Source organism: Streptomyces sp. NRRL F-2580 (assembly GCF_000720115.1).
Taxonomy (GTDB): Bacteria; Actinomycetota; Actinomycetes; order Streptomycetales; family Streptomycetaceae; genus Streptomyces.
Window position 1 is genome coordinate 1 of sequence record NZ_JOIR01000041.1, and the last position, 25,040, is coordinate 25,040.

The 25,040-nt window shown below is 73.2% G+C and carries 24 protein-coding genes; 19 read left to right on the forward strand and 5 right to left on the reverse strand.

Features of this window, described 5'->3' with window-relative positions; genetic code table 11:
* Window positions 1–63: 63 nt before the first annotated feature.
* Complete coding sequence (locus IF88_RS0132955; protein ID WP_234323775.1) at window positions 64–1,050, reverse strand: ScbA/BarX family gamma-butyrolactone biosynthesis protein; 987 nt, start codon at window positions 1,048–1,050, stop codon at window positions 64–66.
* Window positions 1,051–1,539: 489 nt separating this feature from the next.
* Here IF88_RS0132955 and IF88_RS0132960 point away from each other — a divergent pair, with 489 nt between their 5' ends.
* From IF88_RS0132960 to IF88_RS0132995, 8 genes are all read left to right on the forward strand, one after another.
* Window positions 1,540–2,799 (forward strand): cytochrome P450 family protein, encoded by a 1,260-nt coding sequence (locus IF88_RS0132960; RefSeq protein ID WP_030720941.1) that lies wholly within the window; start codon window positions 1,540–1,542, stop codon window positions 2,797–2,799.
* A gap of 194 nt (window positions 2,800–2,993) precedes the next feature.
* Entirely contained in the window at window positions 2,994–3,668 is a 675-nt protein-coding gene (locus tag IF88_RS0132965; RefSeq protein ID WP_030720943.1) for a ScbR family autoregulator-binding transcription factor, read from the forward strand.
* A gap of 270 nt (window positions 3,669–3,938) precedes the next feature.
* Window positions 3,939–4,610: a TetR/AcrR family transcriptional regulator gene (locus tag IF88_RS0132970; RefSeq protein WP_037807941.1), complete on the forward strand. Its 672-nt coding sequence runs from the start codon at window positions 3,939–3,941 to the stop codon at window positions 4,608–4,610.
* Between the two features lie 259 nt (window positions 4,611–4,869).
* Complete coding sequence (locus IF88_RS0132975; protein WP_030720954.1) at window positions 4,870–5,763, forward strand: AfsR/SARP family transcriptional regulator; 894 nt, start codon at window positions 4,870–4,872, stop codon at window positions 5,761–5,763.
* 49 nt (window positions 5,764–5,812) lie between these two features.
* Window positions 5,813–6,544: a ScbR family autoregulator-binding transcription factor gene (locus IF88_RS48525; protein WP_107050683.1), complete on the forward strand. Its 732-nt coding sequence runs from the start codon at window positions 5,813–5,815 to the stop codon at window positions 6,542–6,544.
* On the forward strand, window positions 6,534–6,713 hold the full coding sequence (locus IF88_RS0132985; RefSeq protein ID WP_030720960.1) for a hypothetical protein: 180 nt from the start codon (window positions 6,534–6,536) through the stop codon (window positions 6,711–6,713). The genes IF88_RS48525 and IF88_RS0132985 overlap by 11 nt, the downstream gene beginning before the upstream one ends.
* 371 nt (window positions 6,714–7,084) lie before the next feature.
* On the forward strand, window positions 7,085–7,921 hold the full coding sequence (locus IF88_RS0132990; protein ID WP_030720963.1) for an AfsR/SARP family transcriptional regulator: 837 nt from the start codon (window positions 7,085–7,087) through the stop codon (window positions 7,919–7,921).
* 219 nt (window positions 7,922–8,140) lie between these two features.
* Entirely contained in the window at window positions 8,141–9,271 is a 1,131-nt protein-coding gene (locus tag IF88_RS0132995) for an FAD-dependent oxidoreductase (RefSeq protein WP_030720966.1), read from the forward strand.
* Between the two features lie 207 nt (window positions 9,272–9,478).
* Here IF88_RS0132995 and IF88_RS46890 read toward each other — a convergent pair whose 3' ends face one another.
* The gene (locus IF88_RS46890) at window positions 9,479–9,616 is read right to left on the reverse strand and encodes a hypothetical protein (RefSeq protein WP_158754714.1); all 138 of its coding nucleotides are present in this window, start codon (window positions 9,614–9,616) and stop codon (window positions 9,479–9,481) included.
* Window positions 9,617–10,347: 731 nt separating this feature from the next.
* On the opposite strand from IF88_RS46890, the gene IF88_RS0133015 reads away from it, so the two are divergent.
* The 4 genes from IF88_RS0133015 to IF88_RS0133030 all read left to right on the forward strand — a co-directional run bounded on the left by IF88_RS0133015 (window position 10,348) and on the right by IF88_RS0133030 (window position 15,883).
* Window positions 10,348–11,610, forward strand: coding sequence for a helix-turn-helix domain-containing protein (locus IF88_RS0133015; protein WP_030720972.1), 1,263 nt, complete (start codon window positions 10,348–10,350; stop codon window positions 11,608–11,610).
* A 77-nt stretch (window positions 11,611–11,687) separates the two neighbouring features.
* Window positions 11,688–12,650, forward strand: a complete 963-nt coding sequence (locus IF88_RS0133020) for an SRPBCC family protein (RefSeq protein ID WP_030720975.1) — start codon at window positions 11,688–11,690, stop codon at window positions 12,648–12,650.
* 56 nt (window positions 12,651–12,706) lie between these two features.
* Window positions 12,707–13,630: a 4'-phosphopantetheinyl transferase family protein gene (locus tag IF88_RS0133025; RefSeq protein ID WP_051837960.1), complete on the forward strand. Its 924-nt coding sequence runs from the start codon at window positions 12,707–12,709 to the stop codon at window positions 13,628–13,630.
* Between the two features lie 129 nt (window positions 13,631–13,759).
* Window positions 13,760–15,883, forward strand: coding sequence for a condensation domain-containing protein (locus IF88_RS0133030; protein WP_051837962.1), 2,124 nt, complete (start codon window positions 13,760–13,762; stop codon window positions 15,881–15,883).
* A 9-nt stretch (window positions 15,884–15,892) separates the two neighbouring features.
* Here the strand turns inward: IF88_RS0133030 and IF88_RS0133035 are convergent, their stop codons facing one another.
* A complete protein-coding gene (locus IF88_RS0133035; protein ID WP_030720986.1) occupies window positions 15,893–16,714 on the reverse strand; it encodes an AfsR/SARP family transcriptional regulator in 822 nt (273 codons plus the stop codon).
* Between the two features lie 129 nt (window positions 16,715–16,843).
* Entirely contained in the window at window positions 16,844–17,017 is a 174-nt protein-coding gene (locus IF88_RS46895; protein ID WP_158754716.1) for a hypothetical protein, read from the reverse strand.
* Window positions 17,018–17,390: 373 nt separating this feature from the next.
* Here IF88_RS46895 and IF88_RS0133045 point away from each other — a divergent pair, with 373 nt between their 5' ends.
* The 4 genes from IF88_RS0133045 to IF88_RS0133060 all read left to right on the forward strand — a co-directional run bounded on the left by IF88_RS0133045 (window position 17,391) and on the right by IF88_RS0133060 (window position 21,452).
* Window positions 17,391–18,596 (forward strand): aminotransferase class V-fold PLP-dependent enzyme, encoded by a 1,206-nt coding sequence (locus IF88_RS0133045; RefSeq protein WP_078893293.1) that lies wholly within the window; start codon window positions 17,391–17,393, stop codon window positions 18,594–18,596.
* Window positions 18,597–18,790: 194 nt separating this feature from the next.
* Window positions 18,791–20,365: an acyl-CoA carboxylase subunit beta gene (locus IF88_RS0133050; protein ID WP_030720991.1), complete on the forward strand. Its 1,575-nt coding sequence runs from the start codon at window positions 18,791–18,793 to the stop codon at window positions 20,363–20,365.
* Window positions 20,362–20,580, forward strand: a complete 219-nt coding sequence (locus tag IF88_RS41230; RefSeq protein ID WP_037807942.1) for an acyl-CoA carboxylase subunit epsilon — start codon at window positions 20,362–20,364, stop codon at window positions 20,578–20,580. The genes IF88_RS0133050 and IF88_RS41230 overlap by 4 nt, the downstream gene beginning before the upstream one ends.
* A 71-nt stretch (window positions 20,581–20,651) precedes the next feature.
* Window positions 20,652–21,452, forward strand: a complete 801-nt coding sequence (locus IF88_RS0133060; protein ID WP_234323777.1) for an SDR family NAD(P)-dependent oxidoreductase — start codon at window positions 20,652–20,654, stop codon at window positions 21,450–21,452.
* Window positions 21,453–21,566: 114 nt separating this feature from the next.
* Here IF88_RS0133060 and IF88_RS0133065 read toward each other — a convergent pair whose 3' ends face one another.
* The gene (locus IF88_RS0133065; protein ID WP_030720996.1) at window positions 21,567–22,565 is read right to left on the reverse strand and encodes an AMP-binding protein; all 999 of its coding nucleotides are present in this window, start codon (window positions 22,563–22,565) and stop codon (window positions 21,567–21,569) included.
* A gap of 322 nt (window positions 22,566–22,887) precedes the next feature.
* Here IF88_RS0133065 and IF88_RS0133070 point away from each other — a divergent pair, with 322 nt between their 5' ends.
* The 3 genes from IF88_RS0133070 (at window position 22,888) to IF88_RS0133080 (ending at window position 25,003) form a co-directional block, all read left to right on the forward strand.
* Window positions 22,888–23,706 carry an NAD(P)H-binding protein gene (locus tag IF88_RS0133070; RefSeq protein ID WP_030720999.1) on the forward strand — a complete coding sequence of 273 codons (819 nt, stop codon included), beginning with the start codon at window positions 22,888–22,890 and terminating at the stop codon, window positions 23,704–23,706.
* Window positions 23,707–23,879: 173 nt separating this feature from the next.
* Window positions 23,880–24,515 carry a hemerythrin domain-containing protein gene (locus IF88_RS0133075; protein WP_030721002.1) on the forward strand — a complete coding sequence of 212 codons (636 nt, stop codon included), beginning with the start codon at window positions 23,880–23,882 and terminating at the stop codon, window positions 24,513–24,515.
* On the forward strand, window positions 24,512–25,003 hold the full coding sequence (locus IF88_RS0133080; protein WP_030721004.1) for a DUF1772 domain-containing protein: 492 nt from the start codon (window positions 24,512–24,514) through the stop codon (window positions 25,001–25,003). The genes IF88_RS0133075 and IF88_RS0133080 overlap by 4 nt, the downstream gene beginning before the upstream one ends.
* Window positions 25,004–25,040: the final 37 nt, after the last annotated feature.

A 25,040-nucleotide genomic window follows, 5' to 3' on the forward strand; every position in this document is an offset into this window, starting at 1 on the left:
GTGGGGGGGCGGGCGGGTGTCACCGCGAGGGGTGTCGGCCCGGCCGGTGTGGGGCCGCGCCGGTCACCGCAGGGGGAACATCGCGTGGCTCTCCTCGTGGCGGCCGGTGACCGTCGAGGTGAAGACGGTGCGGCCGTCCTGGTGGCCGGTGATCTCGACGCGGCCGGGTGCGACGACGGTGGCGTCCACCCAGCAGGGGGTGTCCAGTTCCGCGTACTGGTGGAACTCGGTGGACAGGCCGGTGGGGGTGAACGTACCGGGGAGGTGGAGTCCGCAGGCGGCTTGGCGGGCGGCTTCGACCAGGACCATGCCGGGGTGGTGGTCGTTGGCGTGCTCGAAGAGGATCGGGTGGTCGAGGTCGGGGTTCAGCAGCCAGCGGCCGGGCCGGTCTGCGGGGGCGAGGACCACGTCGAAGGGGACGAGCCGGCCCGCGGCGGCGGCGGGTACGGGGGTGCGGCGGGCGAGGGGGCGCGTTAAGCCGGCGTGCCCGCGCTCGCCGCGCAGCCGGCGGTAGGTGGTGGGGGCGACGCAGGTGAAGCGGGCGGTGCCGGAGGCGGCGAGTTCGCCGCCTCGGTGGATGTCGACCTGCAGGAAGCCGGAGAAGCGGCTGCCCTTCCAGGTGAAGTCCGTGCACCGGGCGGTCATGTCGAGGTCGCTCGGGCCGCGGCCTATGCGCAGTTGCTCGGGGCGGGAGGTGAAGTCCAGGCTCCAGAGGAGGACGTTGTGGCCGAGGGGGACTCCGTAGACGGCGTGGCAGAGGTAGAGGCCGGCCTGTCTGATGGTCTCGCCGGCCTGTACGGGGTCGTGGCCGCGGCCGTCGGCGCTGGTGAAGAAGGTGTGGGCGCGGGGCCACTGTCCGGTGAGGGAGAAGGTGTCGTCGCAGATGCGGTCGCAGCCGGTGAGGAAGACCTCGGCGAGTGAGCTGCGGTGGACGTACTCCCTGGGCACCGTGGTGGTCAGCACGGGGGCCTCGTTGCAGCGCGTCCAGGGTTCTCCCACTCCCCTGAGCGGGAGGGCGGGCGCGTGGTTCCGGGTCGTCAGCATGGTCATGGGACCTCTCCCGCAGAGCCGTTTGACGGATGGGACGGGTTGCGTACGCGAGACGCAAGATACGTACTCTCCGGTTTGGTTTGCAAGGTGCGGAGGGAGAGTGGATGTCGCTCGTGCGCCATCGTCGGGGGTGGCCGATCAAGACAGTGCGGGGCCGCCGCGACGTCGACCAGCGAATATCAGGATGGCGGCCGCTGCGCGCGATGCGAGGGATCACGGCCCAAGTGGGAGAAGGCCTTCCGGTCATATGCGCCGGTCCGGCAGGCCATCGTCACATGTTGTTCAACGGGCGACTTTCAGGCCGCACTTGAATGATCGTCACGTGGTGGAACCCGTTCGGCAAACCATTGGCAGGCGGGGTGGGGCAATGTCAGAATCAGGGCCGCCGCCGGTCACTAAAGAACCGGATGGATGGTTTCTGAACGCAGGGTGTCGGCAGTCCGCTGCCCCCTGTGACCAATGTTCGCCGCCATCCTGGAGAGTCGTCAGATGAACCGTCAGTGCCCCATAGCGATCGACCTCTCCGGAGCGGACGTGCACGCCGAGGCGGCGCGCATCCGGGAGCAGGCGCCGGCGGCGCAGGTGCTGCTGCCCGGCGGGGTGAGGGGCTGGGCCGTCAACCGGCATGCCGACATCCGCAGGCTGCTGGTGGATCCGCGGGTGTCGAAGGACGCCTACCGGCACTGGCCGGCGTGGATCAGCGGAGAGGTCGGCGCCGAGTGGCCGCTGTCGATCTGGGTCTCCGTGCAGAACATGATCACCGCCTACGGGGAGGAGCACACGCGCCTGCGCAAGCCGGTCGCCGCCGCGTTCACCTCGCGGCGCGTCGCCGCCCTGCGGCCGAGGATCGAGGAGGTCGTGGACGGGCTGCTGGACGGCCTGGCCGCGCTGCCGCCGGGCCGGACGGTCGATCTGCGGGCGGGGTTCGCGCACGAGCTGCCGACCCGGATGGTCTTCGAGCTGTTCGGGATCCCGGAGCGGTCCTGGGCGCCCCTGCACAAGATCATCAAGGGTTTCTTCGACACGACGATCACGGTCGAGGACGCACAGCGCAACGCCGTGGACATGGACGTGACCATGGCCGACGTGGTCGCGTACCGGCGGGCGCACCCGGGAGACGACATCACCAGCGTGCTGATCGCCGCCCGGGACTCGGGCGGCGAGGAGGAGGGGGTACGGCTCAGCGAGAAGGAGCTGGTCGACAACCTGATCCTGCTCTTCACGGCCGGGTACGAGACGACCGTCAACCTCATCTGCACCGCCCTGCACGAACTGCTGCGCCACCCGGAGCAGCTGAAGGCCGTACGCGAGGGGCTCGGATCCTGGGAGGACGTGGTCGAGGAGGCGCTGCGCATCGAACCGCCGGCCTCGTACGGGCTGTTGCGGTTCGCGGTGGAGGACATCGACATGGGCGAGGGGGTGGTGATCCCGCAGGGGGACCCGATCCTGGTGTCCTTCGGCTCGGTCGGGCGGGATCCGCAGCTGCACGGGGCGGGGGCGGAGCGCTTCGACGTCACCCGCGAGACCCGCGGTCAGCACCTGTCCTTCGGTTTCGGGACGCACTACTGCCTGGGGGCGACCCTGGCGCGGGCCGAGTGCGCGATCGCCGTGGAGCGCTTCTTCGAGAGGTTCCCGGAGGCGGAGCCGGCGGTTGCGCGGGGCGGGGAGCTGCCGCGGGTGGCGTCGTTCATCTCCAACGGGCTGCGGGAGCTGCCGGTGGTGCTGGGGGCCGAGAACAGGGGTGTGTGAGGCGCAAGGGAGGGAAGTGATGGAAGGGGGTGTGGGGTTTTGGTGGAGAGGTGACGGATTGTGATGCCCGGCTGGGGAGAGGCGCTTGACTAAAATACGGACCTTCTGGTTGGTTTTGATGAGGTGACGGATGATGGGGTGACGGATCCTGTCAGGGGATCCGTCAGGCACGACCCTTGGACAACGGAGGCACCGTGGCACGGCAAGAGCGTGCGGTACGTACGCGTCGCGCGATCTTGGAAGCGGCGGCGGCGGTCTTCGACGAGCGCGGCTACGACGCGGCCACCATCGCGGACATCCTCGCGCGGGCGGGGGTCACCAAGGGCGCCCTCTACTTCCACTTCTCCTCCAAGCAGGAGCTGGCCCAGGGCGTGCTCGAGGAGCAGTTCGCCGAAGGCGGGGTGCCCCACCGGGAGAGCAAGCTCCAGGAACTCGCCGACGTGGCGATGGTGTTGGCGTACCGGATGAAGCACGAGCCGATGCTCAGCGCGGGGGCCCGGCTCTCGCTGGGCCCGGGCATGCGCGACATCTTCGGCGGAGGGTCCGTGCCGGGCTGGATCGAGTTCACGCGCGCCCTGCTCAGCGAGGCGAAGGAGCAGGGCGAACTCCTCCCCCACGTCGATCCCGCCGAGACGGCCTGGATCCTCTCCGCCTGCTGGACGGGCGCCCAGATCTTCTCCCAGACCCTCAACGACCGGACGGACCTCGAACAGCGGGTGGCCGCCGTCTACCAGCACATCTACCCGAGCATCTCCACGCCCGCGGTGCTCGCGAGGCTGGACCTGGGCCCCGACCGGGGGCGGCGGGTGACCGCGGAGATGGGGATCGGGACCGACCCGGCACCGGAACCCGAGCCGGCGCTGTCCTGAGAGCGCGCCCGCGGTGAGGACCGCGGGATGAGGACCGCGGGGTGAGGACGCGCACGGCGCAGACGCGCGGGGTGAAGGCGCGCAGGGTCAAGGCGCGTGGGGCCGGGGTATACGACGTGGGGAGTGCGGCCGCAGGGCGGGTTGGCGTACGCCTCTTACGCACATCGGCTCCAGCGGGAAACGAGCCGCGCTCCGGTGCGACCGCAGACTGTGGCCGACAAGATCTTGTACCCCCTTGGGCAAACCGCATTGACGGTTTGTGGAGACTCCATGGTCAAGCAGGAGCGTGCGGCCCGCACGCGAGAGACCCTGATCCGCGCCGCCGCGGAGGTGTTCGCCGAGCAGGGTTTCGTCACCGCGTCGATCGCGGCGATCAGCCGACGGGCCGGCGTGAGCGCCGGCGGTCTGCACTTCCACTTCGAGAACAAGACCGTGCTCGCCCGGGCCGTCGAGGACCGGGCGGCGCAGGCGCTGCGGCGGGTCACCACCGAGCGGTGGGGCGGCGTCGCGGCCTCGTCCGCGGCGGTGGACGGCAACGCCCTGCAGGTGCTGGTGGATTCCTCCCACGCCCTGTTGGCGCTGCTCGCGGCGGACGTGGTGGTGCGGGCCGCCTTCCTGCTGTGCGCGGACGTCTCCCGCAGGAGCGCGATCGACCTGCGCCGTCAGTGGCGCCTGTGGGTCGAGGCGGTGACGCGGGCCGCGGCGCGGCAGGGCGTGCTGGCCGACGGGCTCTCCCCGCAGGACGCGGCGGGCGTGGTGGTGGCCGCCACCGTGGGACTGGAGGCCCTGGGTGCCCGTGACGGGGACTGGCTCGCGCCCCACGCCCTCACCCGCTTCTGGACGTTGACGCTCCCCCGGCTCGCGGCCGACGGGGCCCTGGGCGGGCTCGTGGCCGAGGGGTCGGCCGGCGAAGCCGGCGCCGGCCGCGGTTCCCTCACGTAACGGGGCGCCGTAGCAGACTGGTTGGTCTGTTTAGAGAAGCGCGAGAGTCGATCCCGGCAGCCGCGGTGGGGGCGATCGAGGGACGCGGAGGCCGCTCCGGGGTTGCGGGGGTTGGATGAAATCCCAGCTGGGGGCGGGTTTTTGAGAGTGAGTCAGGTCGTGTTGGTCTGCAAAACAGCGCAACCGGTTTGATATTGACAAACCGTCGGTCCTGTTTTCTACTTGCTGTGCGACTCATCCAAGGACAGGGGAGTACGGCGTGGACATCGATGTACTGGGCGCGTTGGCTGTGCGGGAGAACGGGATCTCCATCACGCCGACCGCCCCCAAGCCCCGGCAGGTCCTGGCGCTCCTGGCCCTCCATGCCGACCAGGTGGTGCCCGTATCGGCGCTGATCGAGGAGCTGTGGGCGGGCGAACCGCCGCGCAGCGCGCGCACGACGCTCCAGACGTACGTCCTGCAGTTACGTGCCCTCATCGCGAACGCTCTGGAGCGGGGCGCGGCCCACGGCGCGCAGGCCGGTGCGGATCCCGGGGACCCCCGGGATCCCGGGGGTCCCCGGGATCCCGGCGATCCCGTGCGGACCGCGAAGGACATACTCGTCACCCTGCCGGGTGGCTATCTGCTGAGCAGCGGCGGCGGCGTCCTGGACGTGCGGGAGTTCGACCGACTCGCCGGGACCGGCTACCGCGCCATGGACGCGGGCGACTTCCCCGCCGCCGCGCGGCTGCTGCGCGAGGCACTGGCCCTGTGGAGCGGGCCCGCCTTCGCCGACGTGCAGGGCGGGGTCCAGCTGGACATGGAGGCCAGACGGTTGGAGGAGACGCGGCTGTGCGCCCTCGACCAGCGGATCGAGGCGGACCTGCGGCTGGGCCGGCACCGGGAGTTGCTGGCCGAACTGACCGTGCTGGCGAGCCGGTACCGCACGCACGAGAACCTGCACGGCCAGTTCATGCTCGCCCTGCACCGCTCGGGCCGGCGCGGCGAGGCGCTGGACGTCTACCAGCGGCTGCGCGGGACGCTGGTGCGCGAGCTGGGGCTGGAGCCGTCGGTGGCGCTGCGGCGGCTGCAGCGCTCGATCCTGATGGCGGGGCCCGAGAGCCTCGCCGAGCCGGGCGTGGAGCCCGGGGGCGAGCGGCTCGTACGGGTCTGAGGTGCGCGGGACCCTGCCGGTCGGCGGCGGGGCGAGAGGGGACGGCTCGGTGCAGGAGAGGTCGGAGCGAACCCGTAGGCGGCTGGTCCACGCCGCGGCCGAGATGTTCCACCGCAACGGCTACGCCAGCGCGACGCTGGGCGAGATCGCGGGCGCGGCCGGGGTGACGAAGGGGGCGCTGTACTTTCACTTCGCCTCCAAGGACGAGCTGGCGGAGGCCGTGCAGCAGCGGGGCTACACCCTGCTGCACGAGGAGGTACGGGCCCTGCGCGAGTCGGGGTCCTCGCCGTTGCAGGCACTGATCGACATCACGCACTGGCTGGCCGGGGCGCTGTACGAGGATCCGGCGGTCCCGGCGAGCTTCCGGATCACCAAGGAGTGCGGGGCCGGGCCCCGGGGGCCCGTCGGGGCGCAGTCGGTGGTGGTGGACTTCCACGCCGCGTGGATCTCGGTGGTCTCCACGTTGCTCCGGCTGGCGCGGGACGCGGGTGAACTGCCGGCGGCGGACCGCGAGTGGGAGGGCGCCGAGGCGCTGGTGGCGGCCGTGGCGTGCGGGATCGAGGTCATGTCCGGTACCGGGATGCCGTACCGGGAGCTGCAGCGGAAGGTGGCGGCCCTGTGGGCCCGGCTGCTGCCGGGCCTCGTGGAGGCCGAGGGCCTACGCAAGTACCGCGCCCGGGCGCCGCGTGGCGCGGCGGACGGGCCGGGATCCGGCGGGGCCGCGGAGTTCCTCGGGGCGGGGCGGGAGGAAGCGGGCGGTGGAGCGGTCCGTGAGCGGTGAGACGGTGGTACCGCTGTGGGCGGCGCCGCTGGGAGGGACGGCCCGTACCGGTGGTGGTGCGGCTGCCGTCGAGAGGAACGGGGACGGGGTGACGCCGCCGCCGGGTGCCGTGCGGGCGGGCGTGGTGCTGCCGGGCGACGCGGACCGGGCCGAGGCGGCGGGCGCGTAACTCCCGCAGGCGGTCGCGGTGATCGCGGCGGTCGCGGTGGTCGCGGACGGACCGGACCGGTGGGCGGGTGGGACGGGCGTCGGAGGGTGTACCCGGCACGGCAGCGCGTACGGAGGCCGGACGGGTACCTGACGTCCGGCGTTCGCGTTGGTGTTCCGGTGTGGCCGGCGCCCCGGGTGAAGCGGTCCTCCCCCGGGCGGGGTCCGTGCCGTGTTCCGCCTGGGTGCGGGGCTGTTCCACGGCTGCGGGACGGGGGCGTGGAGAGGGGCTCGAAGAGGGCTCGAGAATCCGGTGACATCGCTCAAGTACCGCTACCGTGCCCCGAGTCGAAGGCCGAAAAACGAGGGAGTCGACGACTTGCGGAGGAGACCGTGAAGATTAAGGTGCTGGGTCCGTTGAGTGCCGAGGTCAACGGGGGTTCGATCGTTCCGACCGCACGCAAGCCGCGGCAGATCCTGACGCTCCTCGCCCTCTACCCGGGCCGGATGGTGCCGGTGCCCACGCTCATGGAGGAGCTCTGGGGCACCAACCTGCCGCAGAGCGCTCTCACCACCTTGCAGACGTACATACTCCAGCTGCGCCGGCAGCTGGGTACCGCCATGGGGCCGGGCGGCGGCGGCCCGGGCAGCGCCGGTGGCGCAAAAGAGGTCCTTGTCACGCGGCACGGCGGGTACCTGCTGCAGATCCCGCCGGACGCGGTGGACGTGCACGAGTACGAGAGCCTCGTGACCCGGGGCCACAGCGACTTCGAGCGGGGCGACGACGAGAGCGCGGCGGCCATGCTGCGCGCGGCGCTCACGCTGTGGCAGGGACCCGCGCTGGTCGACGTACGGGTGGGTCCGATCCTGGAGATCGAGGTGATGCGGCTGGAGGAGAGCCGGCTGGTCACCGTGGAGCGGCGGATCGACGTGGACCTGCGGCTGGGCCGGCACACGGAGCTGCTGGCCGAGCTCACCGAGCTGATCGCCCGGCATCCGCAGCACGAGGGGCTGCACTCGCAGGCGATGGTGGCGCTGTACCGCTCGGGGCGGCAGGCGACGGCCCTGGACGTGTACCGGCGGCTGCGCGGCCGCCTGATCGAGGACCTGGGAGTGGAGCCGTCGCCGCAGCTCCAGCGGCTGCACCAGGCGATGCTGACGGTCGATCCGGCGCTGGACGTGCAGGCGGGGCCGAAGCGGGGGTCGACCTTCGACCTGTACGCGGTCTGAGCGCGGGGCCCGGCCGCCGCACGGCACGGCACCGCACGGCACCGCACGGCACGGCACGGCACCGCATGGCATGGCATCGGCGGACAGGAACGGTGTCGGTCGTCTGTCGGGGGGTGTCGGTGGCTGTCGGTCCGCTGTCGGCGGCTTGTTGGCGGGCCTTGACACCTTTCCGGAGACGGCCGGCCGGATCCACCGGCGGCCCGGTCCCGAGGAGCCACCATGCGCACACCCGTCACGATCATCGGCGCGGGACTCGGCGGGCTCGCCCTGGCCCGCGTCCTGCACGTCCACGCAATCCCGGTCACGGTCTACGAGGCGGAGTCCTCCCCGCAGGCGCGCACGCAGGGCGGGATGCTCGACATCCACGACTACAACGGGCAGCTCGCCCTGGAGGCGGCCGGGCTGATGGACGAGTTCCGCGCCATCGTCCTGGAGGGCCGGCAGGCGATGCGGGTCCTCGACCGGGACGGGAGCGTCCTGTTCGACAAGGCCGACGACGGCACGGGTGGGCGCCCCGAGGTGCAGCGCAGTGAACTGCGCCGGATCCTGCTCGACTCGCTCCCGGCCGGCACCGTCCGGTGGGGGCGCAAGGCCGCCGGCACCCGGGCCCTCGGCCAGGGCCGTCACGAGGTGACGTTCGCCGACGGCGGCACCGTCGTCACCGGTCTGCTGGTCGGGGCGGACGGCGCGTGGTCACGGGTGCGGCCGCTGCTCTCCGCCGCCACGCCCGAGTACGCGGGCACCTCGTTCGTCGAGACGTACCTGTTCGACGCCGACACCCGCCATCCCGCGACCGCGAAGGCGGTCGGCGGCGGGATGCTGATCGTGCCCGCGCCGGGCAGGGAGATCTTCGCCCACCGGGAGAGCGGCGACACCCTGCACACCTACGTGGCGCTGGCCAGGCCGCTGGACTGGTTCGCCGCCATCGACTTCACCGATGCCGCCGCGGCCACCGCGCGGATCGCGCGGGAGTTCGACGGCTGGGCGCCGGAGGTCACCGCGCTGATCACCGACGGCGACACCGCGCCGGTCCTGCGTCCGCACTACGTTCTGCCGGAGGGGCACCGCTGGGACCGGGTGCCGGGGGTGACCCTGCTCGGCGACGCCGCGCACCTCGGGGTCCCGAACGGCGAAGGCGCCAACCTGGCCCTGCTCGACGGCGCCGAACTCGGCAGGGCCCTCGCCGCGCACCCCGACGACACGGAGGCCGCGCTCACCGAGTACGAGCAGGCCATGTTCGTGCGCAACGCCGAGGTCCCGACGTTCGAAGGCGTCGAGCTCTCCGAGCTCTTCTCGGCCGACAACACGCCCCACGGACTGCTCACCATGATCACCGAAAAGGGCAGCTGAGCCGCCGGCGCGGCGAGGCGCCCGAAGGACGGTCGGCGGGTTCGGGCTGGGTGGTCACAGGCCGAGGACGAGTCCCGCTGCGGCGGCGGAGCCGAGGTGGGTGGTGGCCAGCAGGAGCCATTCGATGATTCCCATGCGCCAACGGTTGCGTGCCAGTACCCGCCACTCGAGGACGATGCCGGCGACGGCGGCGGCGAGCAGGGGGGCTCACAGCAGGGCCCACCAGGACCAGACGCCGCCGAAGCGGAGCACGGCGCACGCTGCGCCGGTGAGCGGCACCGTCAGCGACCAGGACGGCGTCGGGCGTGTGTCGTCGGGGCGCTCGGCGGCTGAGGGGTCGTTCACGGCTGACGGCCTTTCGTGCCGGAGCTGTCGGGGCGTGGCGGAGGGCGCGCCGCACGCACCGGCGCGGGGGCGCCCTCGGTCGCGTCTCGACAGCTCGGTGGAACAACTCCCGGAGCGTTCAGTGGTGTCCGTGGCTGTGCCCGGAACGTAGCCCAGGTCGATGGTGTCCCTCAAACGGTCGGCGCCGCGGGCGTGATCACGAGCGGATCGTTTCCGCCGTGCCGGGGGCTGTCGGCGCCTCCTGGAATCGGTTCATAGGTTCCGCAATCGCCCGTGGCTCACCTGGTTCCGGCCAAAGCGACGGGCCGGCTTCCGGCGTGTCGCGCCGTTCGCGGACGGCCGCGGTGGGCTCGGGTGGGCGGGGTGCGGTGGTTGGGCCAGCCGATGTCGTCGTCCGGGTGGGTCTTGTCGGTCGGGTCGGCGGGCCGGGGGGCGGGGGACGCGCGCCCGGTGTGTGCTGCGGGCGTCCAGGACGCGCGGGGTGCGCACACCGATGGCCTCATGATCGACTCCAAGGCGCTGAATGCGAGAAGAGCGGGGTTCCGGCCGGTGCCGGGGCCCGGGTTCTGGAGAGTCTGCCTCGGTCGGTTCGAGGACCGCTTGAGGAACGCATGACGTGCGCATGAGAGCCGTCGCGAACCCCTGGCAAAGGTTTGCCCGCGTGTTGCCGGGCGTCCTACGCTCGATGGCGGTTCCCGACAGATTTCTTGCCCGCGACCTCAGGGATGCTCATGCTGCGACAGCCCGCGTTCGGACACCGCCTGAGAAAGCTCCGGATGGCCCAGGGCCTGTCCCAGACGGCGCTGGCCGGCGAGGGCATGTCCACCGGCTACCTCTCCCGTCTGGAGTCGGGCGCCCGGCAGCCGACCGAGCGGGCCGTGGGGTACCTGGCCGGCCGACTGGGCCTGGAGCCGGCCGACTTCGAGGAGCCGGCGACCGGCTCGCTGGCCCATGCGCTCACCCTTGCGGCGTCCACCGGCTCCCCCGACGCCATCGAGGCCCTCCGTCAGGCCCTGGCCGCCGAGGGGCACGAGCCGCCGGTGCTGCGCTGGCAGGCGCTGTGGCTCCTCGCCCGGGCCGCCCGCGTCCAGGGCGACCACGCGGTGGAGCTGGACCGGCTCACCCGGCTGGTCGCGCTCGGCGAGGAGGTGGGTGTGTGCGAGCTGCGTGTGCGGGGCCTGACCCGGCTCGCCCGTTGCCTGCGGTCCATCGGTGAGATCAACCCGGCGCTGGACGCCGCCGTCGAGGCCCACCGGATCGCGCTGGGCGAGGAGTTGGGGGTGGAGGACCGGGCCACCGCCCTGCTGGCGCTGGTGTCCGTACAGGCCGAGGCCGGCCGGATCAGCGACGCCCGCGTGCACGCCGACGAGCTGACCGTCCTCGTCGAGGGGCGCTGCGACGCGCTGTGGGCGGAGGCCATGTGGACGGCCGCGGCCGTGCGGATGCGCCAGGGCGACTACCCGGGCGCGCAGGCCTGCCTGGACGATGCCCTCGAGCGGTTCGGCAGTCAGGAGGACCTGGTCCTGTGGATCCGGCTGCGGCTGGCCACGGCCCGGCTGCACCTGCAGAAGCTGCCGGCCGATCCGGAGCAGGCGCGTCGGCGGGCCGGCGAGGCCGAGGCCGCCCTCGCCTTCGTGGGCACGCCGGCGCTGCGGCAGGACCTGACCGCCCTCAAGGCGGACCTCGCGTTCGCCACCGGCCGGTACGACGACGCGCGCGCCCTGCTCGGCCAACTGGCCGCCGACCAGCCGAGGATGACCTACCGCGGCCGGGTACGGCTGGAGATCCTGCGCCATCAGCTGCTGATCCTCGGCGGCGACCCCTCCGGGATCCGGGGCCTGCGCGATCTGGCGCAGCAGGCGCAGCAGGACGCCAACATCGACCTCGCCGCCGAGATCTGGCGGGTGCTGGCCGACGCACTGACCCAGGCCGGTCAGGGCGGCGCCGTCGGGCAGGCCGGGCGGCTCAGCGGGGCCTCGGCCGTCGGCGGTTGAGGAAGGCTCAAGTCCCCTGGTGCAGCCTGTGGTGCAGCCTGGAACGCATCGCAGGAACGATCAGGGGGTGGGGTCTCGTGCCGTCGCAGCGCGTGCACGCGAGCGAGCGGACGGCGTGGGTGGCCGCCCCGGCCGGCGTGGTTTACGGACTGCTGGCCGACGCCGTCCGCTGGCCGCTCCTGCTGCCCTCGTACGTCCACGTCGAGCGGATGGACTTCGACGGGGTCCGGGAGCGGCTGCGGGTCTGGGACGTGCGCGAGGAGAGGGTCCGCTCCTTCCACGTACGGCGGGTGCTGGACCCGCACGCCAGGACCGTCGCCTTCGAGCAGGAGGACACGGCCCGCCCGGGCGTGCCCACCGCCGGCGTGTGGACGGTCGAGGAGCTCGGCGAGACCGAATCGCTGTTGACGTTGCGTCAGGAACGTACGCTGGAGGGGCTGGCCGCCGCCGAGAGCGAGCGCAGCCGACGGGAGTGGCAGGCGGAGCCGGCCGAGCGGCTCGCCCACGTCAAGGGGGTCGCCGAGCGCTGGGAGCGGCTGGACCAGCTGCTGTTCTCCTTCGAGGACAGCGTGCGCGTCGACGGCCCCGCCGAGCTGATCTACGACTTCCTCTACCGGATCGGGGACTGGCCCGAGCGCGTCCCGCACGTGGAATCGGTCGGCGTGATCGAGGACGTGCCCGGTGTGCAGCTGGCGACGGTGGACTCCTGCGCCGCCCCCGGCGGGCGTACGGTCACCACCCGGTCGGTGCGGCTGTGCTTCCCCTCGGCCGCGCGGATCGTCGACAAGGAGCTGACGACGTCCCCGCTGATCGCCGCGCACAGCGGCGAGTGGTCCCTGGTCCCGGACGGGGGCGGCGTACGGGTCGTCTGCGCCCGGCGGGTGATGCTGCGGGAGGAGGCGGTCGAGGAGGTGCTGGGGGCGGGGACCGACCTCGTGGAGGCCCGCCGGTACGTACGGACGTGGCTGGGGCGGGCCGGTACGGAGACGCTGCGCCTGGCCGGGTGGCACGCCCAGAGCGCCGTACGCCGTCTGCGATGAGCCGGCAGCCCGTGCGCCCACGCGTTCGCGATGAGCCCGAGAAGGAGGTCGTGGCCATGGTTGCCGACCGGTCCCGCCCGGAGCCGCTCGACGCGCCGCTCGACGCGCCGCTGCACCTTGCCGGTCCCGAAGGGCCGTGGGAGGAGGTGGGTGACCGGCTCGACGACACCGGCCGGGCGGTCATCTGCACGACGTGGGGCCAGTGGCTGGCCGCCGTGCTGCTCGACCCCGCGCTGCGGCCCCTGCTCGGGCGCGACTGGCCGCGCTACCGGCAGACGGCGGCCGCGGCCGGCCGGATGCGCTTCGCCGTCTCGCGGTTCGTGGTGAAGCACTCCGCCGCGGCCGCGCTGGACGTTCCCGTGGACACCCTGGAACTGGGCTACGAGCCGGACGGGCAGCCCCTGGTGCGGGGTGGGGGCGAGGACCTGGAGGTGAGTCTGGCGCACACCGGTGAGCTGATCGTGGTCGGTGTCAGCCGTACCGGTGCGATCGGTGTGGACGTGCAGCCCGCGGACCGTGACGTCGCCGCCGAGGTGCCGGCCGGGCGGTGGTGCACCGCGGCGGAACGCGCGGCACTGGCCGCGCTGCCCGAGAGTGAGCGCCGGGCCCGGCTGCTGTGGCTGTGGACCCTGAAGGAGGCCCGTGCCAGAGCGCTCGGGGGTGGGCCGCGCCGCGGCTTTGCCACCTTCGGGTTCGACCGCGACGAGCGGGGCCGTGCCGTCCTGGTGGGCGGCCGGGGCGAGGAGGGGGACGCGGCCGGGGCGTGGGCGTTCGCCACCCATCCCGTCCTGGAGCGCTATCTGGTCGGCGCCGCGCACCGGCGCCGGCCCGCCTTGCCGGCGGCCGGGAAGGCGCAGGTCGACACCGGTTCGCGAAGCGCTGCAGCACCACTTGAGGAAAGGGGAACCGGGCTCGGGGACCACTTACCCTTTGTGCGACCGGTGACCTCCGGGTGGGGCGAGGGAAGGCGGACGCCGTGAACACAGGGGAACTTTCCGCGGTGTCCCTTCGCGTCGGTCCTGCCGTCTCGTGTCCGTGTCGGTGACCGACGAGAGCGCGGCGGGCGTGCGGGCCGACGGCATCCGCCCCGGCCGTGTGCGGGCCGGCCGGTGAGCGGGGGCGACGCCGCGGACGGGCCGGGTCCGGTCCTCGCGGTGGTGCACGAGGCGGGCCACGGTGCGCCCGGCTCCGCGCTCGTCCTCGGCCTGCGCGGGCTCCGCCACGACGCGGACGCCGAGATGTTCGCCGCCCGCATCGCCGAGCGCCACCGCCGCTTCCGGGTCACCCTGGAGGGCCACGGTCCGGGCCGGCACACCCTGCGCCTGCTCCCGGACGCCGGCACGCCCAGACCTGCCTCGCCCGGCCCCGCCTCGCCGAGCCCCGCCTCGCCGAGCCCGGCCCCTCCGAGCGCCGCGCCTCCGAGCGCCGCGCCGCTGAGCGCCGCGCCGCTGAGCGGCGAGCTGCTGGCCGACCTGCTGGGCCCGTACCCGGGCGCCGGTGAGCCCCTGGCCCTGGCCGGGGACCGGCGCGAACTGCTCGTGGAGGCGGTCACCCGTGCCGACGGGCCGGACCGGTACCTGGAGCAGGTCCACTGGAACTGGTCGGGCCCGCTGGACCGGGCCCGCTTCGACGCGGCCTGGCAGTCCGTCTGCGGGCGGGAGTCGATCCTGCGGGCCGCCTTCGACTGGACGGCGGTGCCACGGCTGCTGCTGCATCCGTACGCCGAAGTCGAGATCGTCCACCGCGCCCGCACCGACACCACCTGGCGGGAACTCCTCGACGCGGACCGGGCGCGGGGGTTCGCCCTCAACCGTCCGCCGCTGCTGCGCCTGACCCTGCTGGAGGGGGAACCGGGGGCGCCCACCCGGGTGCTGCTGACCTGCCACCGCGCCCTGCTCGACGAGCGCGGCGTCCACCTCCTGCTGCGCGCGTTCTACCGCGCCTACCTGGCCGCGGGCGCCCTGCCCGGTGGTGAGCGCCGCCCCGATCTGCGCGACCACGCGCGCTGGCTGGCCCGGCAGAGCGCCGAGGGCGCCCGGGAACTGTGGACGCGCGCGGCGCCCCCGCGCGGCGCCGCGACCGCGCCGGGGCGCCCCGGCCCGGACACCGGCCAGAGCGGTGAGGGACGCCTGCGCCGGCGGCTGGAGGACCCGTACGGGCCGCGGCTGCGTTCCTGGGCCGCGGCGCGGGGGGTCGGCGAGAGCGGCGCCCTGCACACGGTGTGGGCGCTGCTGCTGTACCGGGCGGCCGCGGCCGAGGGTCCCCTGCCGGTGAGTTTCGGCGTCCGGGTCTGCGGCGGCGACATCGCGCTGCCCGGAGGGGGCGGCATCCCCGGGCTGCTCGGCAGTGCGCTGCCGATGACGGTGCGGGTGGATCCGGCGGCCCCGCTGGCCGGCCTGTTGCGGCAGGTGCGCGACGCCCGGCTGGACATGGGCGCCTACCCGTGGGTGTCGGCCGACCTCATCCGCGAGTGGAGCGGACGGGGGCCGGGCGAACAACTCACCGACACCGTCCTCGTCTTCGACGGCCCGGCCGATCCGGGGGCCGACGTGGGGCGTGAACTGGAGGCACAGGGCATCGGCGTGGACGCGCCGCGGGCCGTCGGCGCCGGCGGCGGCGTGCCCGTCACGGTGGTCGCCCGGCACGAGAGCGGCGGGGCGCTGGTGCTCGACGCCGTCTACGACCGGGCGCGTCTGGCCGACGCGGACGCCGCCGCTCTCCTCCAGCAGTGCGTCGGCCTGCTGCGGGCCCTGACCGATCTGCCGGATGCCGATCCCACGGTCGGCGGGGTGCTGGGCCTGCTGGCGGACACCGAAGCCCCTTCCATGGCCGCCCGGCCGCCCGCGGTGCGGCGTGGCGCGCTGCGCACGCTGCGCGGCGGGGCGGCTTCGGCGGAGGTGATCTGCCTGCTGGCGGTCCCGGGGGTGGTGGAAGGCTGCTACGAGCTGTTCGCCCGCGACCACCAGGGCCCGCAGACGATCGTGGTGCTGGAACTGGACGGTCCGCCCGGCGCGGTGGTGCCCGCCGCCCTGGCCGGGCTGCCGGCGCGCGGCAGCCGGCTGGTGCTGGGCGGGTGCGGCCCGGGCGCGGGGGCGGCGTACGCGCTGGCGCGGGTTCTCTCGGACGGGCTCGGATCGCCGGTGAGTGTCGTCATGACGGGCCTCGGCGGTCCCCGGAGCAGCGCGCAGGCGCTCGCCCGGGGGCTCGCGGGTGTGGCCGTGCGGCGCGACTGAGCGGCCGGCCTAGGCGGCGTAGAGGTCGAAGGTCGAGGTGCGGCGCGGTCCGGCGAGGACGTCGAGCTGCGGGTCGACGGCGAGCATGGCCTGGTGCAGTCGCTGGAGTTGCGGCGACGGTTCCACTCCCAGGTCCTCGATCAGGCGGCCGCGCAGCCGGCGGTACACGTCCAGGGCGGTGGCCTGCCGGCCCGAGCGGTACAGGGCCACCATGACCTGTGAGTGGAGTCCCTCGTGCTGGGGGTGACGTGCGGTCAGCTCGGTCAGCTCGGCGATGAGTTCCGCGTGCCGGCCCAGCCTCAGGTCGGCGTCGATCCGCCGCTCCACGGTGACCAGGCGGCTCTCCTGGAGGCGCATCACCTCGATGTCGAGGATCGGTCCGACGCGTACGTCGACCAAGGCGGGGCCCCGCCACAGGTCCAGGGCGGCCCGGTAGCGGGCGGCGCAGACGTGGCTGTCGTCGGACTCGAAGGCCGACTGGCCCTCGCGGACGAGGCGTTCGTAGTCGTGCACGTCGACGCCGTCCTCGGGTATCTGCAGGAGGTAGCCGCCGTGGCGGGTGACGAGTACTTCCTTGGCGCCGCCGGGGGCGTCGGGGCCCATGGCGGTGCCCAGCCGTCTGCGCAGCTGGAGGATGTACGTCTGCAGGGTGGTCAGTGCGCTCTGTGGCGGCGCGGTTCCCCAGATCTCCTCCATGAGGGTGGGAACCGGTATGACGCGCCCTGGATAGAGCGCGAGGAGCGACAGGAGCTGTCTTGGTTTGCCCGCGGTCGGAACGATGGATCCCCCGTTGACCTCTGCGCTCAGCGGACCCAGAACCTGAATTCTCACGGTCTCCTCCGTACTTCCTTGGCTCTTTTCCTCCGGTGGCCAAGGAGCTGCCCCCGTTCGAGGCACGCTAGCCGGGGTGGATGTGCTCCATCTCTTTCCTGTAGTGGCTTTCGAGCCGCCGCCGAGCGGTTACGGCCAGTCGATCAGGGCGGTGGCGGGGCCGGTGGCGGCCGCCGTGCCGGCGGAGGTCGGGGGGACCGGCCAGTCGATGGCGCCGCCGTCGGCGTGGGCGGCCGCGCCCGCGGTGAGGACGGCGGTGGCGACGAGGGCGGCGGTGGCGACGACGCGGGCGATGTTCTTCATGGTGGCTCCTTTGTGGCAACGTTTCGAATCTTCTTGGCAAGTCCTCTGCCAAGAAGATTGGCAACGCCTGCTCGGGATTTGCTCGTCAATCGCTTGAGAAAGGCTGGAGGGAAGGGCTGATATCGCCCGTCGGCCGCTCTTTGCGTGCATGCGGTGGCGCCGTGAATTGCTGTGACCTGCGCGGAAGTTGATGTGGCACGAGCGGTGCGGAAATTTGCCAGGAGTTGCCAGGGCGCCGGAACTCGAGCATCGCCGGAGCGGGCATTGCCAAGACCGCCGGGCAATAGGCAATGTATTGCCAAGCGTTCTGGCAATACATGGAACACAGGGTCGTGGACGTGCCACGGCCCCGACAGCGGGGGGAGGCCCCTGAATGAATGCGCCGACGTACGACACCCAACGAACGGCCCATCTGGACACGGCGGGTACGGGCCGGATGCCGGACGGCGTGCGCGCCGTGCTCGCCGCCTGCACGGCCCGCGACGACCGCTTCGGGAGCCGGGCGCTGAGGGAGCACCTCGGTGCCGTCCTGGACACCGAGGTGCACGACCGTCTCGGCGGTCTGCTGGGCGTCCCGGCCGGCGACACGGTCCTCACCACCGGCGCGGCCGCGGCCTTCGACGCCTTCGTGCGCGCCGCGCAGCTCGGTCCCGGCGACCGGATCTGGACCACCCCGCACGAGGGCGTGGACCACCTGGCCACCCTCTACGCCCTGCGCGACCGCACCCGTTGCCGGCTGGAGGTGGTCCCGCTGCGCGCGGACGGCGATCTCGACCTGGACTGGATGCGGGCCCACATCGACGAGGACGTCGCCCTCGTCTCGGTGGTCCACGTCTCCTCGGCCTGCGGAACGGTCAATCCGGTCGAGCGGGTGGGCCGGCTCCTGGCCCCCCACCGGGCCCGGTACGCCGTCGACGCCTCCCACTCCGTCGGCCAGCTCCCCGTCGACGCCGCGCGCATGAAGGCGCACCTGGTCACGGCGGACGGCTGGAGGTTCCTGCGCGGACCGGACGCGGCGGGCTTCGCCTACGCCGCGCCGGGGGTGTGGAGCGGCCGCCCGCCGGCGCCCGCCCCGGCCGCCGTGGCGGCGCTGAACGCCGCCCTCGCCCACCACGCCGCCGCCTCGCGCCTCCCGCGTGAGGACCTGCTGGCGCGGCTGCGCGCCGTCGTCGAGCGGACGCCCGGGGTCGAAGTGCTCGCGGCGGGCCGGGAGCAGGCCGGGATGCTGGCGTTCCGTCACGGCGAGGTCCCGGCCGCGCTCATCCGCCGTGGCCTGGCCCGGCGGGGGGTCGTGCTGCGCAAGAGCGTCGCGCAGGAGAACCCGCTGCATCCGGCCGCGCGGGACGGGGCGACCGCCGTCCGGGCGTCCGTCCACCACGACAACGACGCGCAGGACGTCGACCGTTTCGAGCAGGCCCTGCGGGAGGTCCTGCGGGAGGAGCGGGAGAAGCGGGAGCACACCGGCGCGGCCTTCGCCGCGGCGCCGGCCGCGGTCAGCGCGGGCGGCCTGGGCGGGCCGTCGCCGTACCGGGCGGAGCCGGCCGGCCGCCGCCACCTCACCCTGCACCGGGCGACCTGAGCCCCGCCGCCCCGGGCGGGCCCCCACCCCGCCCTTCCAGGCCACCCCGCCGCTCCGCCGACGGGCCGCCGAGCCCGCACGCCGCAACGGCGCCAGGACCACGTCTCGTACGGGGTTCGAGCGGACTTCCACGGCGTCTTGAGCCCCGCGCGCGACGGTGGCCGCAATCCGGTCTTCAGATCTGGAGGATCCACATGACCATCAGTGACGTGTCCACCCTGCCGGGCAGAGACCCTGCCGCGGAACTGGCCGGCATCAAGGCCCTGGCCCTGGCCGGCCCCGACGAGCGGGCCACCGAGGCGCAGCACGCCAAGGGCAAACTCACCGCCCGCGAACGCATCGCCCTGCTGCTGGACGAGGGCTCGTTCCACGAGATCGAGGCGCTGCGCCGGCACCGCGCGAGCGGTTTCGGGCTGGAGCAGAAGCGGCCCTACACCGACGGTGTGGTCACCGGCTGGGGCACGGTGGGCGGCCGCACCGTGTTCGTGTACGCGCACGATTTCCGCATCTTCGGCGGGGCGCTCGGCGAGGCCCACGCGGAGAAGATCCACAAGGTGATGGACCTGGCCGAGGCGGCCGGCGCCCCGCTGGTCTCGCTCAACGACGGTGCCGGCGCCCGGATCCAGGAGGGTGTGTCCGCGCTGGCCGGCTACGGCGGCATCTTTCAGCGCAACACCCGCTCCTCCGGGGTCATTCCGCAGATCAGCGTGATGTTGGGCCCGTGCGCGGGCGGGGCCGCCTACTCACCCGCGCTCACCGATTTCGTGTTCATGGTCCGCGGCACCTCGCAGATGTTCATCACCGGCCCCGACGTGGTCCGTGCCGTCACCGGTGAGGAGATCACCCAGAACGGTCTCGGCGGCGCCGACGTGCACGCCGCGGTCTCGGGGGTGGCCGCCTTCGCCTACGACGACGAGCAGAGCTGCCTGGAGGACGTGCGGCACCTGCTGTCGCTGCTGCCGTCCAACAACCGCGAGACGCCGCCGCGCGAGTACGGCGACGATCCCGCGGAGCGGCGTACCGAGGCGCTCGCCGGCATCGTCCCGGCCAATCCGCAGCAGGCGTACGACATCCGCCGTGTCATCGAGGAAGTCGTCGACGACGGCGACCACTTCGAGGTCCAGCCCGGCTGGGCGGCCAACGTGGTGTGCACGCTGGCCCGGATGGACGGGCACGTCACCGCTTTCGTCGCCAACCAGCCCGCCCACCTCGCCGGGGTCCTCGACATCCACGCGAGCGAGAAGGCGGCCCGCTTCGTGCAGTTCTGCGACGCGTTCAACATCCCGCTGGTCACCCTGGTCGACGTCCCCGGTTTCCTGCCCGGTGTCGGCCAGGAGCACGGCGGCATCATCCGGCACGGCGCCAAGCTGCTGTACGCGTACTGCAACGCCACCGTCCCGCGGATCTCCCTGGTCCTGCGCAAGGCGTACGGCGGCGCCTACATCGTCATGGACTCCCGTTCCATCGGGGCGGACCTGGCGCTGGCCTGGCCCACCAACGAGATCGCCGTCATGGGTGCCGAGGGCGCGGCGAACGTCATCTTCCGCCGGGAGATCGCCGCTTCCGCCGACCCCGACGTGACGCGCGCACAGAAGATCAAGGAGTACACGACCGAGCTCATGCACCCCTACTACGCGGCCGAGCGCGGTCTGGTCGACGACGTCATCGATCCGGCCGAGACCCGCTCGGTGCTCGCCTCGGCCTTGGCCATGTTGCGTCCCAAGTACGCCGACCTGCCGTCGCGCAAGCACGGCAACCCGCCGGTATGACGGCCGGGGAGATGCCGGCCGCCCCGGGGGCGGGGGCGCAGCCGTGGAGGATCGTGCGCGGGAGCCCCGACGCGGCGGAGACGGCCGCCGTGCTGGCGGTCCTGAGCGCCCTGCTGGGCCGGCGGACGGCCGAGCCCGGTCCCCCGCGTACGCGGGCCGCCGGATGGGACCGGACGGGCGGGTTGCGGCGGGCGGGAACCTGGCGCGAGCGCTGATCCGTCGCGCCCCGAGTGCCCTGCGGCACGCTCTGGGGGTCTGGTGAGCGACGGAGGGAACAAGGATGAGCGTGAAGACGAGAGAGAAGTCTCCCGACCGGCCCGTGGCGCTGGTCACCGGGGCGACCAGCGGCATCGGGCTGGCCGTCGCCCGGGACCTTGGCGCGCGTGGCCACCGGGTGTTCGTCTGCGCGCGTACCGAGTCGGCGGTCAAGCAGACCGTCGCCGATCTGCAGGGCGAGGGGCTGAGCGTGGAGGGCGCGGCCGCCGACGTGCGCGACCGCTCGGCCGTTCGGTCGCTGGTCGCCTCCGCGGTGGCGGCGTACGGGGCACCGGTCAGCGTCCTGGTCAACAACGCCGGCCGCAGCGGCGGCGGCGTCACCGCGGAGATCACCGACGAGCTGTGGCACGACGTCATCGACACCAACCTCAACAGCGTGTTCCTGCTGACGCGCGAGGTCCTCAACAGCGGCGGCCTCAGCGCGCAGCCCTGGGGCCGCATCGTCAACATCGCCTCCACCGCGGGCAAGCAGGGGGTGCTGCTGGGCGCCCCCTACTCCGCCTCCAAGCACGCCGTGGTCGGTTTCACCAAGGCGCTCGGCAAGGAACTCGCGCCGAGCGGCACCACCGTCAACGCGGTCTGCCCCGGATACGTGGAGACGCCCCTGGCGGCGCGCGTGCGCAGCGGGTACGCGCAGGCGTGGGAGACCACCGAGGAGTACGTCCAGGAGCAGCTGGAATCCAAGATCCCGCTCGGCCGGTATTCCACCCCCGAGGAGGTGGCCGCCCTGGTGGGCTACCTGACCACCGATCTGGCCGCCTCCATCACGGCCCAGGCGCTCAACGTGTGCGGGGGGATGGGGAACTACTGACATCGGCTGATGCCGGCTGATGTCGGCTGATGCCGGGGGCGCGCCAAAGGGGGGAGGGCCGCGGACGGTCGATCGTCGGCGGCCCTCCCTCGTCGTGGCCGGTCCCCCGGCCGCTCACAGGACGGTCGGCGGCCCCGAGACGTCCCAGACGACGGCCTGCGGGGCGGTCCGGGCGTCCCGCCAGCCGGCCAGGGCGGCGGTGTCCACCGGCTCGTCGGAGAGCAGGACGTGCCGCAGGGCCGGCAGGCGGCTGCGGCTTGCGCGGGCCGCCGCGGCCAGCCGGGCGAACGCGGACGGCAGTTGTGTCACCACGGTCACCTGGTGCTCGGCCAGCAGCCGGGCGAACGCGCGGGCGTCGGAGGCGGTGTCGCGGTCCACGACGACGGCGCGGGCGCCGCAGAGCAGGGGTGCCCAGATCTCCCGCATGCCCAGGTCCAGGCTGAGGGAGTGGAAGTACGTCCACACGTCGTCCGGCCCCGGCTCCAGCATCGGGACCACGGCGTCCACCCACGCCAGGACGTCCCCGTGGGGGACGGGCCGCACGGTCAGGGCGCGGCCCGGGTCGCCGCCGGCGGGCAGTGCCAGGAAGGCCGTGTCCGGCGGGATCGTGCGGCCCGTCGCCGTCTCGGGGCGCGCCGCGATGACGAACCCGCCCGCCTTGGCCAGCGGGATCTCATCGCGCAGCAGTCCGCTGTCCGAGAGGACCATCTCGACGCCGGCGTCGCGCATCAGGCGTTCCTGGAGGCCCGCGTTGTGCCCGGGCTCCAGCGGCAGCACGGCGGCTCCGGTGCGCAGCGCGCCCACCACGGCGGCGGGGGCGGTGCAGGAGCGCCGGGCGCGGACGGCGACGGCCGATCCGGGTCCCGTGCGGCCCGACAGGCGCCGTGCGATGTCGTCGGCCAGCCAGTCCAGTTCGAGGTAGGTGCTCTGCTCCGCGGTGTCCCGGGTGCAGACCCAGGTGGGATGGCGGGCGGCGGCGGCCGCGAAGCGGATGTCGATGCGGTCTGGGCGCGCGGGCCGCCCGGCGGCCGGGTCGAGCCCGATCCGTCCGTGCAGAGCGGCCAGGTCGGCGGTCAACTGGTCGAGCTCCGGATGATCCGGAGTGGCGTTCATGCGGCCTCCCAGCGGGCGGGTCGTTGCTCCGGGGGCCGATGCTGTCGCAGGAGACCGGAAAACGGCTCAAGTCCCGCCGTAGAGGAAGGCTCGGCGGTCGGTCAGAATCCGCCGGACCGGCGGTGGAAGGCCGCTTGACGAGCGGTCGAGGGCCGCTCGGGACGCCTGGCCCGGCCGCTCGGGGCATGCCTACGATTCTGGGGCTCACGCCGAAGCCACACTCTCTCCGTCGCGCTCCGAGGTGACCACTCGTAGACGCAGGCATATGGAACTGAGCTTTGTGGCTATGGCCCGTCTCGCGAGACTGGACTTGACTGTACTCATGACTCAGAACACGCAGATCACCCTCGTCATCGGCGGTCACGGCAAGACCGGCCGGCGCGTCGCCGAGAAGCTTTCCGCCCAGGGCCGCCAGGTCCGGATCGGTTCCCGCAGCGGCCGGCCCGCCTTCGACTGGCACGAGCCCGCCACCTGGGGTCCGGCGCTGGAGGGCGTCGACCGGGTATACGTGACCTACTACCCCGACCTCGCCTTCCCGGGCGCCGCCGAACAGGTCCGCGAATTCTCCAAGGTGGCCGTGGCGAACGGTGCGCGCCGTCTGGTGCTGCTGTCCGGGCGCGGCGAGGAGGCCGCGGAGGTGTCGGAGGAGAACCTGAAGGCCTCCGGCGCCGACTGGACCATCGTCCGCTCCAGCTGGTTCAACCAGAACTTCAACGAGAGCTTCTTCCTGGAGCCCGTACTGGCCGGCGAGATCGCCCTGCCGACCGGTGACGCGGTGGAGGCCTTCGTCGACGCCGACGACATCGCCGACGTCGTGGTGGCCGCGCTGACCGATGACAAGCACATCGGCAAGACGTACGAGCTGTCGGGCCCGCGCCTGCTCAGCTACAGCGATGTGGCCGCCGAACTGTCCAAGGCCACCGGCCGCGAGATCAAGTACATCTCGGTCACCAATGAGGAGTACCGCGCGGTGCTGCGCGAGAACAACCTCCCCGAGGAGTTCGCGGACCTGTTCACCATGATCCTCGACGGGCGCAACGCGCACCTGGTGCACGGTGTCGAGGAGGCCCTGGGCCGCAAGCCCAAGGACTTCTCCGACTTCGCCCGCGAGGCCGCGGCGTCGGGGGTCTGGAACGTCTGACGGCGCGAGCCCCTCACCGCCGTTTGCTCCCTGTATCGCTCCTTGACCGGGCGGCGACTCTGGTACGGCCGCCGCCCGGTACTCGGGGTCGGGGGGACGCACTGCGGCTCCACCGCACACCGCTCCACCGCGCTCCGGCGCCACCGCGCACGACAGACCGGCAGGAGGCTCCCGTGCCAGCTCCCCCGTCGTATTCCAGCGAACACGGACTGGAACACCTTCCCCCGCACTTCCACGGCTTCGCCCTGATGCACATCGCGATGCGGCGTGACGCGGCCCGGCTGCGCGCCGCGGCCCCCGCGTGGAACGGTGCGGGCACCGAGTGGTGGCAGCGGCTGCGCCAGGTCATCGAATGGCACCACACCAGCGAGGACGACGTGCTGTGGCCGGGACTGCGCCGCCGGGACGCCGACTTCGATGCGCAGGCACGCGAACTGCACGAGGACCACGTGGAGTTGGACGCCGCGATGGCGGCCGTCTCGACGGCGATCGCCCACCGCGGCGACGGTCTGGTCCGGGCGGCGCAGACCTTCGAGGGCGTGCTGCGCGACCACCTGCGCGACGAGGAGCGCATCGTCTTCCCCGTCTTCGACCGGCTCGGCGAGCGGGCCTACCTGGCCGAGGAGCGCAAGGTCGTCTCCAGCGCCCCGATGCGGGTGATGACCCACCTCCAGCCGTGGATGTTCGACGGCGCTTCCCGGCAGTCGGTCGCGCACGTGGCGGCCACCATCCCGCCGCCCGTCCGGCTGATCGGCGCCACGCTGCTGAACCGGCGCTACGAGCGCACGTTGAAGGGAATCCTGAAGTGAGCAGCACGACCACGCAATCGGTGACGCTGGTGGCGGCGACGGTGGGGACCGGGCTGATGGCCGGGCTCTACTTCGCCTTCGACATCTCGGTGATGCCGGGGCTGGGCCGCGGCGACGACCAGACGTACGTGACGGCGATGCGGAACATCAACGAGGCGATCGACAACGGCCTGTTCGGGCTGCTGTTCCTGGGCGCCTTCCTGGCGACCGGGGTGGCGGCCGCGCAGCAGCAGCGTGGCGGCCGCCCGGACGCGGCGCGCTGGGGCTGGCTGGCGTTCGCGTTGTACGGGCTGTCGCTGGTGGTCACCGCGATCGTGAACATCCCCCTCAACAACCAGCTGGCCCGGGCCGGCGCCGACGTGGCGGCGGCCCGCTCCCGTTTCGGCGGCCGGTGGGCCTCGGGCAACATCGTGCGTACGGTGGCCTGTACGGCGGCCCTGGCCGCGCTGGGACGGGCCCTGACGCTGCACGGCCGCGCGTCGGTGTAGGCCCCCCGGCCGCGGCGAGAGCGGCGGCGGCAGGCGC

Coding starts and splice junctions, on each gene's coding strand:
- IF88_RS0132955 (WP_234323775.1), bottom strand. CDS start 1,050: ATGACCATGCTGACGACCCGGAACCACGCGCCCGCCCTCCCGCTCAGG.
- IF88_RS0132960 (WP_030720941.1), top strand. CDS start 1,540: ATGAACCGTCAGTGCCCCATAGCGATCGACCTCTCCGGAGCGGACGTG.
- IF88_RS0132970 (WP_037807941.1), top strand. CDS start 3,939: ATGGTCAAGCAGGAGCGTGCGGCCCGCACGCGAGAGACCCTGATCCGC.
- IF88_RS0132995 (WP_030720966.1), top strand. CDS start 8,141: ATGCGCACACCCGTCACGATCATCGGCGCGGGACTCGGCGGGCTCGCC.
- IF88_RS0133015 (WP_030720972.1), top strand. CDS start 10,348: ATGCTGCGACAGCCCGCGTTCGGACACCGCCTGAGAAAGCTCCGGATG.
- IF88_RS0133025 (WP_051837960.1), top strand. CDS start 12,707: ATGGTTGCCGACCGGTCCCGCCCGGAGCCGCTCGACGCGCCGCTCGAC.
- IF88_RS46895 (WP_158754716.1), bottom strand. CDS start 17,017: ATGAAGAACATCGCCCGCGTCGTCGCCACCGCCGCCCTCGTCGCCACC.
- IF88_RS0133045 (WP_078893293.1), top strand. CDS start 17,391: ATGAATGCGCCGACGTACGACACCCAACGAACGGCCCATCTGGACACG.
- IF88_RS0133050 (WP_030720991.1), top strand. CDS start 18,791: ATGACCATCAGTGACGTGTCCACCCTGCCGGGCAGAGACCCTGCCGCG.
- IF88_RS41230 (WP_037807942.1), top strand. CDS start 20,362: ATGACGGCCGGGGAGATGCCGGCCGCCCCGGGGGCGGGGGCGCAGCCG.
- IF88_RS0133065 (WP_030720996.1), bottom strand. CDS start 22,565: ATGAACGCCACTCCGGATCATCCGGAGCTCGACCAGTTGACCGCCGAC.
- IF88_RS0133070 (WP_030720999.1), top strand. CDS start 22,888: ATGACTCAGAACACGCAGATCACCCTCGTCATCGGCGGTCACGGCAAG.